This is a genomic window from Cryobacterium breve, assembly GCF_027594785.1.
Classification (GTDB): Bacteria; Actinomycetota; Actinomycetes; order Actinomycetales; family Microbacteriaceae; genus Cryobacterium; species Cryobacterium breve_A.
On sequence record NZ_CP075584.1, the window covers coordinates 3922418 to 3936742 of the forward strand.

Here is a 14325-nt window from a genome sequence, read left to right on the forward strand (position 1 = left end):
TTGGTTCGGGGCGAGGGGTCCAGGCATGGTGGCGGGTCCTACTTCGATGGGCGCAGCCAGTCGCCGGACTTGCCGCCGGTCTTGCTGATCAGGCGGATGTCCCCGACGCTGACAGACTTGTCCAGCCCCTTGACCATGTCGACGACCGCCAGCGCAGCGATCGACACCGCCGTGAGCGCCTCCATCTCGACCCCGGTGCGGTCGGCTGTGCGAATGGTCGCAGCCACCCGCACACCGGTGTCCTCGATCGTGAGGTCGACCGCTGCGCCGTGCACCCCGATCACGTGGGCGAGGGGGAGCAGGTCCGCGCACTTCTTCGCGCCCTGGATGCCTGCGATGCGTGCGACGGCGAGAACGTCGCCCTTGGGCGTCGTGCCGTCGCGAAGCGCGGCGACCACGAGGGGCCCGCAGAACACGAATCCGGCGGCGGTTGCGCTGCGCACGGTCGGCTGCTTCTCGGTCACGTCGACCATCCGGGCCTGGCCGGCCGTATTGAGATGGGTGAACGGCTGGTCGGCCTGTCCTGCCTGAGCGGTCTGTCCTGTCAGAGGAGATTGCCCTGCCTGGACGGCCTGCACACCGGGTGCAGCCTGCCCGTCGGTTCGGGCGGCGGCTGTTTCGTCTCGGGCGGAAGTCATACCACCAGCATGACTCATATCACCAGCATGACAGGGAGCAGGTCGCCCTCCGCCACGGTGTCGCAGTCCTCCGTGACGATGGCGAGGCCCTCGGCCTGGCCGAGCCCGGCGACGAGATGCGAGCCGGAACCGCCGGAGGTGGCGGGCCAGACGAGGGTCTCGTGGCCACGGCGTTCGCAGACGACGGGCATGTATTGCTGCCGTCCAGCGGGTGAGCTCCAGCCGCGGGCGACGGTCCCCGTGACCATCGGACGGGTGATGGTGCCGTGGCCGCCCATGAACAGGAGCGCCGGGCGCACGAAGGCCTCGAAGGAGACGAATGCGCTGACCGGGTTGCCGGGCAGGGCGAACACGATCGGACCGGGTGCTTCGCTTCCGGCTGCGACCGTGTCCCCGGTCGCGCTGCGGTTGCCGATCCTGCTGTCGTTGGCGCCGGCGCCGGCGTTGGTGCTGGCGGTGCCTGTACTGCTGCCGGTGCCGGCTGCAGGCAAACGGCCGAAGCCTTGCGGCTTGCCCGGTTGCATCCGCACGGGGCCGAACCAGATGCCGAGCGGTGCGAGCACGGCCTTGACGACGTCGTACGCCCCGACGCTGACGCCTCCGGAGAGGATGATCGCGTCGACCGTGCCGATCAGGGAGTCGAGCACGGTGCGCAGCGACTCTTCGTTGTCACGCACCGCCCCGATCCGGTGCACGACGCCGCCGGCCTGGGCCACTGCGGCGGCGAGCAGGTACGAGTTGGAGTCGGGGATCTGGCCGCGCCGCGCGGGGGTTCCCGGCACGATGAGTTCGTCGCCGGTCGAGATCACGGCGACGCGGGGCGCCGGGTGCACGAGCAGCTCCGCCCGGCCGGCGCTCGCGGCCGCGGCGATCCGGGTCGGCCAGAGCGTCGTGCCTGCCCGCAGCACGGTGTCACCGGCCGCCGCATCGCTGCCGGCCCTGCGGATGTGGGCGGCCGGCTCCGGGGCCCGGAGAATGCCGACCCGGTCGATGCCCCGGTCGGTGTCCTCGATCGGCACGACGGCATCCGCCCCGTCGGGGATCGGCGCCCCGGTCATGATGCGGGCGACCTGCCCGGCGTCGATGCGCGGGTTCTGCGCGGTGCCGGCGGCGAGATCGGCGACCACGGGCAGCACGATCGGGCTCCCGGGGCCTGCGGCGAGCAGGTCGGCGCGCCGCACGGCGTACCCGTCCATCGCCGAGTTGTCGAACGGTGGGGTGTCCGTCGCGCTCGTGACCGGCTCGGTGAGGGCGAGCCCGAGCGCATGGTCGAGCGGCACCCGGACGGGCTCGAGAATGGGCAGCTGCGCGAGAATCCAGTCGAGATGCTCGGCGACCGGGCGGGCGGATGCCGCGTCGGCGTGCCCGCCGTGCCTCGCGTGGTCACGGGGCCGGGCCTGGCCGTCCTCCGGTCCGACCACGGTCAGGCTCCGCGCTTCGAGGGACCACTCCGGAGACCAGGTCCCCGACCACTGGGTGGACCACTTCTCTCCTGACCCGGGCGCCGAGCCCTCGGCGACGGCGGCGTCCCACGCGATGATCCCGCCCTCGAGCAGGGTCAGGTCGGTGAAGCCATCGGCGGCGAGCGCGGCAGCGGCGCTCCGGGCGCGCGGCCCCTGTGCGCAGTGCAGCACGAGAGGCACGTCCCGGGGGATCGACGCGAGGCCCTCCGGGCTGCGCAGCTGGTCGAGGGGGAGCAGCAGCGAGCCGGGGACGGCGCTCTCGGCGTGCTCTCCCGGCTCGCGCACGTCGAGGACGATGAAGTCGTCCGCGCCGTGTGCGCGCGCGGCCAGACGGGAGACGAGTTCGCCCGCGGACAGCGTCGGCCAGGCACTGACGGGAGCCGGCTCGGTTCCGGCCCCGGCGGCAGTCAGTGCCGAGGCAGTGGCCTCCCGGGCGGCGCGTGCGTGTCCTTCGGGATCTCCGCCGACGAGGGGTACTTCGGTGAACCGCCCGGAGAGGGCGTCGATCACGAGTACCCGCCCGATCAACGGTGCGCCGATGCCGGCGATGAGCTTGATGGCCTCTGTCGCCATCAGCGAACCGACCTGCCCGCACAGGGCGCCGAGCACACCGGCCTCCGCGCAACTGGGCACTTCGCCCTCTGCCGGCGGATTCGGGAACAGGTCCCGCAGCTGCACGCCCGCAACGCCGCTCCCTGCGGGCGGGGTGGCCCAGAACACCGAGAGCTGGGCGTCGAAGCGCAGCACGGATGCCCAGACGAGCGGCTTCCCCAGTTCGGCGCTGACGTCGTTCACGAGGAACCGGGTCGGGAAGTTGTCTGTGCCGTCGATCACGAGGTCGTACCCGGAGATGAGCGCGCGGGCGTTGCCGTGGTCGAGTCGCTCGGAATGCTGAACGACGATGGTGGCGGGAGCGATGGCCGCGATGGACTCCGCGGCGCTCACGACTTTCGGTCTGCCGACATCCGCCTGCCCGTGCACGATCTGGCGCTGCAGGTTGCTCGGCTCGACGTCGTCGCCGTCGACGATGCCGATCGTGCCGATCCCGGCCGCCGCCAGGTAGAGCAGGGCGGGGGAGCCGAGGCCGCCCGCGCCGAGCACGAGCACCTTCGCGTTCGCGAGGCGACGCTGGCCGAGCTCGTCGAGCCTGCGGCAGGCGGCGTTGGCGGGCGGTGCGCACGGATTCGGTCGGGGTGAGCCGGGCGACGGGTTCGACAAGGGGAGGAAGGGCCATGCCCCTTACGCTAGGCGCTCCCGGCGGCCCGCGCATCCGCATCCGCCCAGAGTCTTCGCCACCCCCTTGATATCCCCCGCCGATGGGTGTTTCGTCGAAGACGGCACCAGAGTGTGCCGTACCACCCCCACAGCGCACCAACTAGCAAGACTGCAATCTCGCACGACCGAAGTGGTCGTGTCCAGAGGAACAAGGCAGAACCTAGGAAGGTATGTAATGACAGGGAACAGAGCAGTTGCCTACAAGAGCCCGGGGCACGTCGAGGTCATCGACATCGACTACCCCACCTTCGAACTGAAGGACGGGCCCGGCGTCAACCCGGCCAATGTCGGCCGGAAGGTACCGCACGGGGTCATACTCCGCACGGTCAGCACCAACATCTGCGGCTCGGACCAGCACATGGTCCGCGGGCGCACGACCGCCCCCGCCGACCTCGTGCTCGGGCACGAGATCACCGGAGAGGTCGTCGAAACCGGGCCCGATGTCGAGTTCATCAAGGTCGGCGACATCGTGTCGGTCCCGTTCAATATCTCCTGCGGTCGCTGTCGCAACTGCAAGGAGCGCAAGACCGGGATCTGCCTGAACGTCAACCCCGACCGCCCCGGCAGCGCATACGGCTATGTCGACATGGGCGGTTGGGTCGGCGGCCAGGCCGAGTACGTTCTCGTGCCGTATGCGGACTGGAACCTCCTGAAGTTCCCGGACCGTGACCAGGCGCTCGCGAAGATCATGGACCTGACCATGCTCTCGGACATCTTCCCCACCGGGTTCCACGGGGCGGTGAGCGCCAATGTCGGCGTCGGGTCGACGGTCTACGTCGCCGGTGCCGGACCCGTCGGCCTTGCGGCTGCGGCCTCCGCGCACCTGCTCGGAGCGGCCGCCGTCATCGTCGGCGACCTCAACGAGGAGCGGCTCGCCCAGGCCCGCAGCTTCGGCTGCGAGACGGTCGACCTGCGCTAGGGCGACCCGCAGGACCAGATCGAGCAGATCCTCGGTGTGCCAGAGGTCGACTGCGCCGTCGACGCGGTCGGCTTCGAGGCCCGCGGGCACGGCCAGGCCGCGGGGGAGGAGCGTCCGGCGACGGTGCTCAACTCGCTCATGACGATCACGGCGGCCGGTGGTGCGCTCGGCATCCCCGGGCTGTACGTCACGGGTGACCCGGGCGGGGTCGACGAGGCCGCGAAGGTCGGGTCGCTCTCGATCCGGCTCGGCCTCGGCTGGGCGAAGTCGTTGTCCTTCACGACGGGCCAGTGCCCGGTGATGAAGTACAACCGCCAGCTCATGATGGCGATCCTCAACGACAAGGTGCAGATCGCCAAGGCCGTCAACGCCCAGGCGATCAGCCTCGAGGACGCGCCGCGCGGCTACGCCGAGTTCGACGCCGGCAAGTCCGTGAAATATGTGCTCAACCCGAACGGTTACGTCAAGTAGTGAATCAGTGACGTAACCGCAACCGTGTCGAGCGGATGCCCGGCCAGGGCCGCCCTGGCCGGGCATCCGTGTCGCTGGGCCAGGGTGAGCGAAGATTAGGGTGGAGCGTATGACCGGAAACCCGACACTCACGGACACCCGTGGCCGGCCGCTGCACGACCTGCGGATCTCGGTCACGGACCGGTGCAACTTCCGCTGTGTGTACTGCATGCCGAAGGAGGTCTTCGGCCGTGACTTCGCCTTCATGGAGCGGGACGAATTGCTCACCTTCGAGGAGATCACCCGGCTCGCCCGGGTGAGCGTCGCGCACGGGGTCGGCAAGATCCGGCTGACCGGCGGGGAGCCGCTGCTGCGTCGCGGCCTCGAAGACCTCGTCGCCCAGCTCTCGGCGCTCCGCACCCCGGACGGCCGGCCCATCGACATCGCCCTGACCACCAACGGCTCAGCACTCGCGGTCAAGGCGCAGGCACTGAAGGACGCGGGGCTCCGCCGGGTCACGGTGTCCCTCGACTCCCTCGACGACGCGACCTTCCGGGCCATGAACGACGTGAACTTCCCGGTCGCGAAGGTCCTGCACGGCATCGAGGTCGCCTCGAACGTCGGGCTCGGCCCGGTCAAGGTCAACATGGTCGTCAAGCGCGGCCAGAACGACGGGGACATCGTCGCGATGGCGCGGCACTTCCAGGGCACCCCGGTCATCCTCCGCTTCATCGAATTCATGGACGTCGGGTCGAGCAACGGCTGGGAGATGGGTGCCGTCGTGCCCTCCAGCGAGGTCATCGCCCGGATCGGCGCCGAACTGCCCCTCGAGGAGGTCGCCCCGAACTACACCGGGGAGACCTCAGCGCGCTGGCGCTACCGCGACGGCAGCGGGGAGATCGGAGTGATCTCGAGCGTGACGCAGTCGTTCTGCTCGACCTGTTCGCGCGCCCGGGTGTCGACAGACGGCAAGCTCTTCACGTGCCTGTTCGCGACGGAGGGACACGACCTGCGTGCGCTCCTCCGCGGCGGCGCCACGGACGACGAGCTGTCCGCGGCCATGGCGTCGATCTGGCGAGAGCGGACCGACCGGTACTCGGACCTGCGGAGCGCGAAGACGAGCGAGCTGCGGGCATCCGGCAAGAAGAAGATCGAGATGTCGTACATCGGAGGGTGACCAGCAACAATGACACGAATCACGGCACGACGAAAGGTTGTCCGGCTCACCGTCGGCGGCCGCAGGACCACCAGGGAAGACGTGCTCGCCGTCGAGGAGCCGCTCGAGATCCGCGTGAACGGCACGTCGCTCGCGGTGACGATGCGCACACCCGGCAACGACTATGACCTGGCCGCGGGCTTCCTGGTCTCCGAGGGCGTGATCAGCCGCGGCGAGCATTTCTTCGCGGCGCGCTACTGCGCCGGCGCCACCGTTGACGGTGAGAACACCTACAACGTTCTCGACGTGAGCCTTGCGCCCGGCGTCGCCGCCCCCGACCCGAGCCTGGAACGGAATTTCCTCACCACGAGCGCGTGCGGTCTCTGCGGGAAGGCGAATATCGACGCCGTGCGCACCCGGTCGGCCTTCACCGTCTCAGACGACCCCGTCCTCCTCGACGCCGAACTCCTCACCACATTCCCGGACGTGCTCCGGGCCGGCCAGACCGTCTTCGAGAAGACCGGCGGCCTGCATGCGGCCGGGCTCTTCGACGCCGTCACGGGGGAACTGCTTGTGCTGCGCGAGGACGTCGGGCGCCACAACGCCGTCGACAAGGTGATCGGCTGGGCGGTCAAGGAGAACCGGCTGCCGCTGCGTGGAACCGTTCTCCAGGTCTCCGGCCGGGCGAGTTTCGAACTCGTCCAGAAGGCCGCGATGGCCGGCATCCCGATGCTGGCCGCGGTCTCCGCGCCGTCCTCGCTCGCAGCGGAACTCGCAACGGACGTGGGCATGACCCTCGTCGGCTTCCTGCGCGGCGACTCCATGGTGATCTACGCGGGCGCCGAACGGATCACCGGCGGTGGCGGGCGCGCAGCGGACGATGTCGCCGGTGCCGAGGGTGCTGCGAGTCCTGCGAGTTCTGCCCCAGCGGCCCTTGCCGGTTCCGTAGCGCCGAATTAGTATGTGCGCATACTAACTGCTTCGATTCGCGGGGCAGCTGCGAACGAGAGGTCACCTCATGTGGAGAACTGAGTACACGGCAGACACCAGCGCCACACCGGCCGCGGTCTGGGCGGCGTTCCGGGACATCCACACCGGGGTCGCCGCGGCCGCGGGCGGGGACGTCTTCGAGATGGACGGGGCGTTCACCGTCGGCACGGAGTTGAGCGTGACTCCGGTCGGGCAGGACACGTTCCGATCCCGCATCATCGAACTGGCCCCGAACGAACGGTATGCCGACGAGACCACATTCGGCGACGTCGTGCTGACGTTCCGGCACTCGTTCACACCCCGCGACGGCGGCACGCGGGTCACCCACGAACTCGTCATCACCGGGCAGGACGCTGACGAGATCGGGCCGGGGCTCGGCCCGGAGATCAGTGCGGACTTCCCTGAGGCGATGGCCGGGCTGTTCGCGCTCGCCGAGGCATCCGCGGAGCCTGCAGACCCTGCAGACCCTGCGCGTTGATGCCGGACGCCGAGGAGAACGGGCTCGAAAGCGAGTTCGCGTCCGCGGAGGACAGCACCGGACTGATGCTGTGGCGCGTCACCAACGCCTGGCAGGCGGCCCAGCGGGCCGCACTCCGGCCGTTCGACCTGACACACGTGCAGTTCGTCTTGCTCGCCTCGCTCGCGTGGCTCGACGCCGACGGGCCGACCACCCAGCGCGAGCTCTCGCGCCACGCCGGCACGGACCCGATGATGACGTCCCAGGTGTTGCGCACCCTGGAACGGAAGAACCTCGTGGAACGGCGGGGTCACCCGACGGATGCCCGGGCAAAGGCCCTCCGGGCGACACCGGCGGGAGCCGAGCTTGCCGCCCGCGCGAACGCGGCCGTCGAAGCGGTCGACCGACGCTTCTTCGCCCCGCTCGGCGCCGAGCGAGCGGCCTTCACCGGCATGCTCCGCGTGGTGCTCGGCCCCGCGTCCTAACCTTTCGTCGGGACCGGGGCGGGCTCGTGGGCGGTGAAACGCACGGCCATGGCCTTGTAGCCGGGGGTGTTCGACTCGCGGGCGACGAGTTCGCGGTGCATGAGCGCGTTCGCCTCGGGGAAGTACGCAGCTGCGCAGCCGCGCGGGGTCGGGTAGACCACGAGCCGGAACTCATCCGCGCGGCGTTCCTCACCGCGGGAAGGTGCTGATGACGTCGACGAGGTCGCGGTCGTGGAAGCCGAGCTCGACGACGTCGTCCTTGTTGATCAGGATGACCCTGCGCCCGTTCGAGATGCCGCGGTAGCGGTCGTCGAGGCCGTAGAACGTGGTGTTGTACTGGTCGTGGCTGCGGATGGTCTGCAGGATGAGGTGCCCGGCCGGCGGGGTCAGGTACTCGAGGGGGCTGACCGTGAACCGCGCGCGGCCGATGTCGGTCGCGAAGCTGCGGGTGTCGCGGGGCGGGTTCGGCAGTACGAACCCGTTCTTCGTCTTCAGCCTCCGGTTGAAGTCGGTGAACCCGGGCACGACGCGGGAGATGTGGTCGCGGATGAGGTCGTAGTCCTCGCTCATCGCCTTCCAGTCGACCGGGTGGTCGGCGCCGAGGGTCGCGCTCGCCATCCGGGCGACGATGACCGGTTCGGCGAGCAGATGCTCCGACACCGGGTCGAGGCGACCCTGCGTCGTGCGCACGACCGACATCGAGTCCTCGACGGACAGCACCTGGCGGCCGCCGGGGTGCTTGTCGTCGGTGTCGGTGCGACCGAGGGTCGGCAGGATCAGCGAGGTGCGTCCGTGCATCACGTGCGAGCGGTTCGGCTTCGTGGAGATGTGCACCGTGAGCCCGACCCGCTGCATCGCGGCCTCGAGCTTGGCGGTGTCCGAGCAGGCGAGGGCGAAGTTGCCGCCGAGAGACACGAACACGTCGACGTCCTCGTTCTCGAAGGCCTCGACCGTCGCCACGGAGTCGAGGCCGTGCTCGCGGGGCGACACGATGCCGAACTCGGTGTCGACCGCTGCGAGGAAGGCCTCCTTCGGCTTCTCCCAGACGCCCATCGTGCGGTCGCCCTGAACATTCGAGTGCCCGCGTACCGGGCAGGCGCCGGCGCCCGGCTTGCCGAAGTTGCCCTGCAGCAGGAGCAGGTTGATGATCTCCTTGAGCGTGTTGACCGAGTGCGGCTGCTGGGTCAGTCCGAGCGCCCAGCAGATGATCGTGGCCTTCGACGCCACGAGCATGCTCGCGACGACGGCGATCTGCAGCCGGGAGAGCCCGGTCGCCTTCTCGGTTTCCTCCCAGTCGATCTCGCCGCGCGCTGCCCGGTACTCCTCCAGTCCCTGCGTGTTGGCGTCGACGAAGGCCTGGTCGACGACGGAGCCGGGCACCCGCTTCTCCTCCTCGAGGAGCAGGTGGCCGAGGGCCTGGAACAGGGCGAGGTCCCCGCCGACCTTGATCTGCAGGTATTCGTCGGCGAGCGCGGTGCCGTCACCGATCAGGCCGGAGACGGACTGCGGGTCCCTGAAGTTGAACAGCCCGGCCTCGGGCAGGGGGTTGACCGCGACCACCTTCCCGCCGTTGTCCTTGCACTCCTTGAGTGCGGACAGCATCCTGGGGTGGTTGGTGCCGGGGTTCTGGCCGACGACGAGGATGAGTTCGGCGTGGTGGATGTCCTCGAGGGAGACGGTGCCTTTGCCGATGCCGATCGTCGCGTTCATCGCCGAGCCGGAGGACTCGTGGCACATGTTCGAGCAGTCCGGCAGGTTGTTCGTGCCGATCGAGCGGGCGAACAGCTGGTAGAGGAACGCGGACTCGTTCGCGGTGCGGCCAGACGTGTAGAAGACGGTGCGGTCGGGGGTCGTCGCGCGGATCTGCTCGCCGATCAGCTCGAACGCGTCGTTCCAGGAGATCTGCGAGTAGTGCGTGTCGCCGGGGCGGATGACGACGGGGTGCGTGATGCGGCCCTGGTTGCCGAGCCAGTACTCGGTCTTGGTCGCGAGTTCGGCGATGGAGTGCTCCGCCCAGAATGCGGGCGTCACCTGGCGTACGGTGCTCTCCTCCGCGACGGCCTTCGCGCCGTTCTCGCAGAATTCGGCGGTCTTGCGGTGACCCTGCGATTCCGGCCAGGCGCAACCGGGGCAGTCGGTCCCGTCGCGCTGGTTGAGTCGGAGCAGGGCCCGGGTGGTGCGGCCGATCCCGGCCTGGGCGACGCCGCGCTCGAGCGCGACGACGACGGCTTCGAGGCCCGCCGCGCTGGTCTTCGGCTTCTTCACGACGAGGGAGTCTTCGTTGATGTCCTGGATCGGGGCGTGACGTGTCATGAAATCCATGATGCTCCTTTTGACTGCGCACCGGCACAACGGCCGCCGCCGGAGGGTCTGTGAACCATGCGGCGTCCTCTCGGGTGATTCCCAGCCCTGACGGGCGCGGCAACCAGAAAAGTGGCGTTGAATCATGACGGGGCTTTTGTCCCGACCCACCGGGTCATTCTCGGCCCATCGGCCGACACCAGCCGCGGCATCCCCGGCAGACAGGGAGTTCGACCATGGGAACACAGAGCACACTGGATTCACTCCGGAACGCGGACTCGATCCTCGCCACGATCATGGCCGCCGACGACCTCACGGTCGCCGCGAGCCGGGACGGCGGCAGCCGAGCCGTTCGCCTGCTCGCCGACGCCGCCGTCGATCCCGCAGACCAGGTCACCGCGATCGCCGCCGTGCACGCCCTCGCCCAGGTCTTCGACGAGACCGCCGACGAGGTCCTCGTCTCCCTCCTCGGGCATGAGCAGCTTTTCCTCCGCGAGCACGCCGCCTGGGCCTTCAGCGCCCGCCTGCCGCGCTTCGACGCGGTCGCGCCTCTCCTCGGGATGGTCATCGACGGCGGTTTCGCCGGGATGATCGCCCAGCGCACCCTCGAACAATGGAGCGCGGCCGTCGCGGGTCCCGTCGCCCTCGCTGTCGAGGGCGCTCTGCTCGGAGTCACCGAGCCGGGCGCCCGTTCCCGACTGGTCGAAACCATCGGCCAGATCTCGGGGCGCATCCCGGAACGCATGCTCTTCCAGATCGCCGTCGACCCGGCCGAGGCGACCGAGGTGCGGGCTGCGGCGATCGCCGCGATCGGCGACCGGGGCCTCGCCGATGCCGCCCCCGGCTCCCTCTCGGGCGCCGGCACGGGAATCGGAACAGGGATCGGCTCCGGGGTCGGTTCCGGGGACACCGGCCTCCGGATCGTCACCGGCCTGGCCGCCGGAAGCGGGGTCCTCGCCGAGGTCGCCAGGCTCGCCGTGATCGACCTGACCGTGCCGAGCTACCCGCGGGCACCGTGGAGCAGCGGAACGACCGTCGCCCAGCTGTTCCTGCACGCCGACATCGACGGAGCGCTGACCCGGGTCGGCTCCGGCGACAACGGCGGCATCGCGACCCTTCTCGTCCGGCTCGGGGACGCACTCGTCGCTGGCCACGCCGCCAGCGATGCCGACAGTGCTGCCGGCGATGTCGGCCGGGTACTCACCCTCTCCCGCGGCGGCTTCGCCTCCGCACTCGACTGCCTGCCCGAGGTGGCGTCGACACTGTCCGGCCACGCCTTCGCGACGGTCCCGTTCCTCGGCGAGCCCGTCGCCTCCGCAGACGCCTGGTCGCGCCGGATCGCGACCCAGCGCGGCATCCGCCGGGTGCTCCGCGCCGCGGGCCCGGTCGACGCGATCCACCTGCGGATGGCGGACGTCGGCACCCTCGCCGCGTCGACGGTCGCGAGGGAACTCGACATCCCGGTCGTGTTCACCGTCGCGCCAGACCCGCACAGCCTCATCCGCTCGCTCGAGTCCGCCGGCGCCCTCACCCGCGCCACGTTCGGCACGGTCGATGCGGGCGAACACTTCTGGTTCCGGGTCCGGCTCGTGCAGCGCCTCGCAGCGGATGCCGCCCACACGGTTCTCTTCCCCCGTCCCGACCTCGAGCGTGACCTGCGTGAGCTCGTCGGCATCGACGTGACGCAGCACCCGGAACGGCACTCGATCGTGGCAGAGGGCATCGACATCGCCGTGATCGAGGCGTCGCTCGTCGACGCCAGGGCGAGCGACGGCACTCCGGCGGAGGCCGCCGTGGCCGCGGCGTATGCCGAACCCCTGCCCGACGCCGCCGCCGTGCCCGCGTCCGTGGCCCCCGCGCAGATGAGCGTCGAGGGCGCCGTCGCCCTCGGCCAGCTCGACGATCTCCTCGCAACCCTCCCGCCCGAGCGCCGCGCACTGCCGCTCGCGATCACGGTCGGGCGGCTGCATCGTGTCAAGGGCATGGCGACCCTCGTCGAAGCCTGGGCGGCCGACCCTGCGCTCCGTGCCGCCTGCAACCTCCTGATCGTCGGAGGCGACCTCGCGAACCCCACTCCCGACGAGGCCGAACAGCTCGGAAGGATCCACGCCGCTGTCCCGCTCGGCGAGGCCGCCCACGCCGGTCTCCTGATTGCCGGCCACCGCTCGAACGACACCGTCGCCCGCTGGCTCGCCGCCACTCGCCTCGGCCGCACCGGCCTCGCCGCGGCCAATGGCGTGTACGTCTGCGCGAGCATGAAGGAGGAGTTCGGCATCGCGCTCCTCGAGGCGATGGCCGCGGGCCTCACCGTGGTCGCTCCGAACGGCGGGGGACCGGCCACCTACGTCGAGCAGGGCGTGACCGGGTTCCTGGTCGACACCGGGAATCCGGCCGATCTCGCCGGGGGAGTGCGTGAGGCCCTCGAGCTCGCAGCCGGGCCCTTCGGCCCCGAGTTCGCCGAGCGCGCCATGGCCATGGTCTCCGGATCCTTCACGATCCAGGCGATGGCCACGACCCTCTCCGGGGTCTACCGCGACGTCGCCGAAGCGCACGAGCGCCTCCGGGCGGAGGCGGCGAACGGCTACGGCCGGGGACTCGCCTCGACCTGGACGCTGAGCGCCTCATGACCCTGCTCATCATCAGCCCCGACTACGCCTCGCACCTGTTCCCGCTCGCGACCCTCGGCACGGCCTGGCAGGCCGCCGGGGAACGGGTCGTCGTCGCGAGCGGCCCCGCGACGGCCGGAATCGTCGCCGAGTTCGGCTTCGAGCGGGTGAACCTGCAGCTCGGCCGAGGCTCGAACCCCGGAACGATCCGGGCGGAACAGCAGCCGAGCGGTGAGGACGACGCCCTCCGGGGTTTCTTCGCCGCGACGAGGCTCGGACTCGTGCAGACCCTGCAGTTCCAGGCCGAGGCACGCAGCAACGACCTGCTCTGGAACCCGGTCGAGATCGCCCGCGAGGTGCAGCGCATCGTCGCCGAGGTGCGCCCGGACCAGATCATCGTCGACCACCTCGCCTTCAGCGCCCGCCTCGCCTTGGTGAGCGCCGGCATCCGCCACGCCGACGTCGTGCTCGGGCACCCGACCGCCCTGCCGGTCGGCGAGGAGGTCTACGGCTTCCCGTCCGCCTGGCCCGACGCGTTCTCGCCGGAGCCCGACGACCTCGCCGGGCTGCTCAGCACCTGCGAGGCGGTGCGCGACACCTTCACCGCCCAGTGGAACGCCGCCCTCCTCGAACTCGACCCGGCGGCCGAGCCGAGCCGCGACGCCTTCACCGAATCCGGCGACGTGCTGATGCTCAACTATCCGGCCGAACTGCACGCGCCCGCCCGGACGGCGCTGCTTCAGGAGCACGTGTTCCTCGGGTCGGCGGTGCGCGCCGAGGCCCGCGATCCCGAGGTCGAGGCCTGGCTCGCCGCGTCACGCGCGGCCTCCGACGACCGCCCGCTCGTCTACGTGAGCTTCGGGAGCTTCCTGTCGGTGCGCGGCGACGTGCTCGCCCGCGTCACGGATGCCCTCCGCGGGCTCTCCGTCAGGGTCGCCCTCGCGACGGGGTCGACCGATCCCGCTGACCTGGGGGAGATCCCGGACTCCTGGCTCGTGCGCGGCTTCCTGCCGCAGGTGGCCCTGCTCGATGCCGCGGCGGTCGCCGTGACGCACGGCGGCAACAACAGCGTGACCGAGGCGATGACCGCCGGGGTGCCGCTGCTCGTGCTCCCGTTCTCGACCGACCAGTTCGCCGGGGCAGAAGCCGTCGAGGCGGCCGGGTTCGGGCTCTCGCTCGCACCCAACACGGCGTCGGCGGCGGAACTCCTCGACGCGCTCCGGTCGGTGCTCGCGCTCGCGGCAGCAGACCGGGCGCGGCTCGACGCGCTCAGCACCTCGCTGCGGGGCGGTGCAGGCCCGCGCCGGGCCTACGAGGCGCTGACGGCGCTCGCGGCGATCCCGGCAGCGGGCTGATCGCGCCGCTTTCGCACGTCGGACTCCCGCCCCTGTGCTCCCGCCCCTGTGCTCGCGGCTTCGGGGCGACAGGCGACTGGTGACGCGCGTAACGTCGGAGAATTTCGCGACTCGCCGCATCCGCTGGCTGGACACCAGCGTGTCGCGAAAATCTCCGACTTTGCGCGAGAGTGCGGATGCTGCCCCCGGGATGCTGCCCCCGGGACTCAGCGCCCGGGTCTGCGGCTGGG

Annotated in this window: 8 protein-coding genes and 3 pseudogenes; 7 read left to right on the plus strand and 4 right to left on the minus strand. The window is 70.5% G+C overall.

Features of this window, described 5'->3' with window-relative positions; genetic code table 11:
- Positions 1-38: 38 nt before the first annotated feature.
- From moaC to KIV56_RS20735, 3 genes and pseudogenes are all read right to left on the minus strand, one after another.
- Positions 39-548, minus strand: coding sequence for a cyclic pyranopterin monophosphate synthase MoaC (gene moaC / locus KIV56_RS19140; RefSeq protein ID WP_281536225.1), 510 nt, complete (start codon positions 546-548; stop codon positions 39-41).
- Positions 549-652: 104 nt separating this feature from the next.
- Positions 653-2059, minus strand: coding sequence for a molybdopterin molybdotransferase MoeA (locus KIV56_RS20730; protein WP_281536226.1), 1407 nt, complete (start codon positions 2057-2059; stop codon positions 653-655).
- A 108-nt stretch (positions 2060-2167) separates the two neighbouring features.
- Positions 2168-3371, minus strand: a pseudogene (locus KIV56_RS20735) (ThiF family adenylyltransferase); the annotation flags it as partial.
- Positions 3372-3551: 180 nt separating this feature from the next.
- Here KIV56_RS20735 and fdhA point away from each other — a divergent pair.
- The 5 genes and pseudogenes from fdhA (at position 3552) to KIV56_RS19175 (ending at position 7833) form a co-directional block, all read left to right on the plus strand.
- Positions 3552-4766 (plus strand): annotated as a pseudogene (gene fdhA / locus KIV56_RS19155) (formaldehyde dehydrogenase, glutathione-independent).
- Between the two features lie 109 nt (positions 4767-4875).
- Positions 4876-5922 carry a GTP 3',8-cyclase MoaA gene (gene moaA / locus KIV56_RS19160; RefSeq protein WP_281534670.1) on the plus strand — a complete coding sequence of 349 codons (1047 nt, stop codon included), beginning with the start codon at positions 4876-4878 and terminating at the stop codon, positions 5920-5922.
- A gap of 9 nt (positions 5923-5931) precedes the next feature.
- The gene (fdhD, locus tag KIV56_RS19165) at positions 5932-6861 is read left to right on the plus strand and encodes a formate dehydrogenase accessory sulfurtransferase FdhD (RefSeq protein ID WP_281534671.1); all 930 of its coding nucleotides are present in this window, start codon (positions 5932-5934) and stop codon (positions 6859-6861) included.
- 58 nt (positions 6862-6919) lie between these two features.
- Positions 6920-7369, plus strand: a complete 450-nt coding sequence (locus tag KIV56_RS19170) for an SRPBCC family protein (RefSeq protein ID WP_281534672.1) — start codon at positions 6920-6922, stop codon at positions 7367-7369.
- On the plus strand, positions 7369-7833 hold the full coding sequence (locus tag KIV56_RS19175; RefSeq protein WP_281536227.1) for a MarR family winged helix-turn-helix transcriptional regulator: 465 nt from the start codon (positions 7369-7371) through the stop codon (positions 7831-7833). The genes KIV56_RS19170 and KIV56_RS19175 overlap by 1 nt, the downstream gene beginning before the upstream one ends.
- Here the strand turns inward: KIV56_RS19175 and KIV56_RS19180 are convergent.
- Positions 7830-10146 (minus strand): annotated as a pseudogene (locus tag KIV56_RS19180) (FdhF/YdeP family oxidoreductase). The gene KIV56_RS19175 and the pseudogene KIV56_RS19180 overlap by 4 nt on opposite strands.
- 224 nt (positions 10147-10370) lie before the next feature.
- On the opposite strand from KIV56_RS19180, the gene KIV56_RS19185 reads away from it, so the two are divergent.
- Entirely contained in the window at positions 10371-12761 is a 2391-nt protein-coding gene (locus KIV56_RS19185; protein ID WP_281534673.1) for a glycosyltransferase, read from the plus strand.
- Positions 12758-14095: a glycosyltransferase gene (locus KIV56_RS19190; RefSeq protein WP_281534674.1), complete on the plus strand. Its 1338-nt coding sequence runs from the start codon at positions 12758-12760 to the stop codon at positions 14093-14095. The genes KIV56_RS19185 and KIV56_RS19190 overlap by 4 nt, the downstream gene beginning before the upstream one ends.
- Positions 14096-14325: the final 230 nt, after the last annotated feature.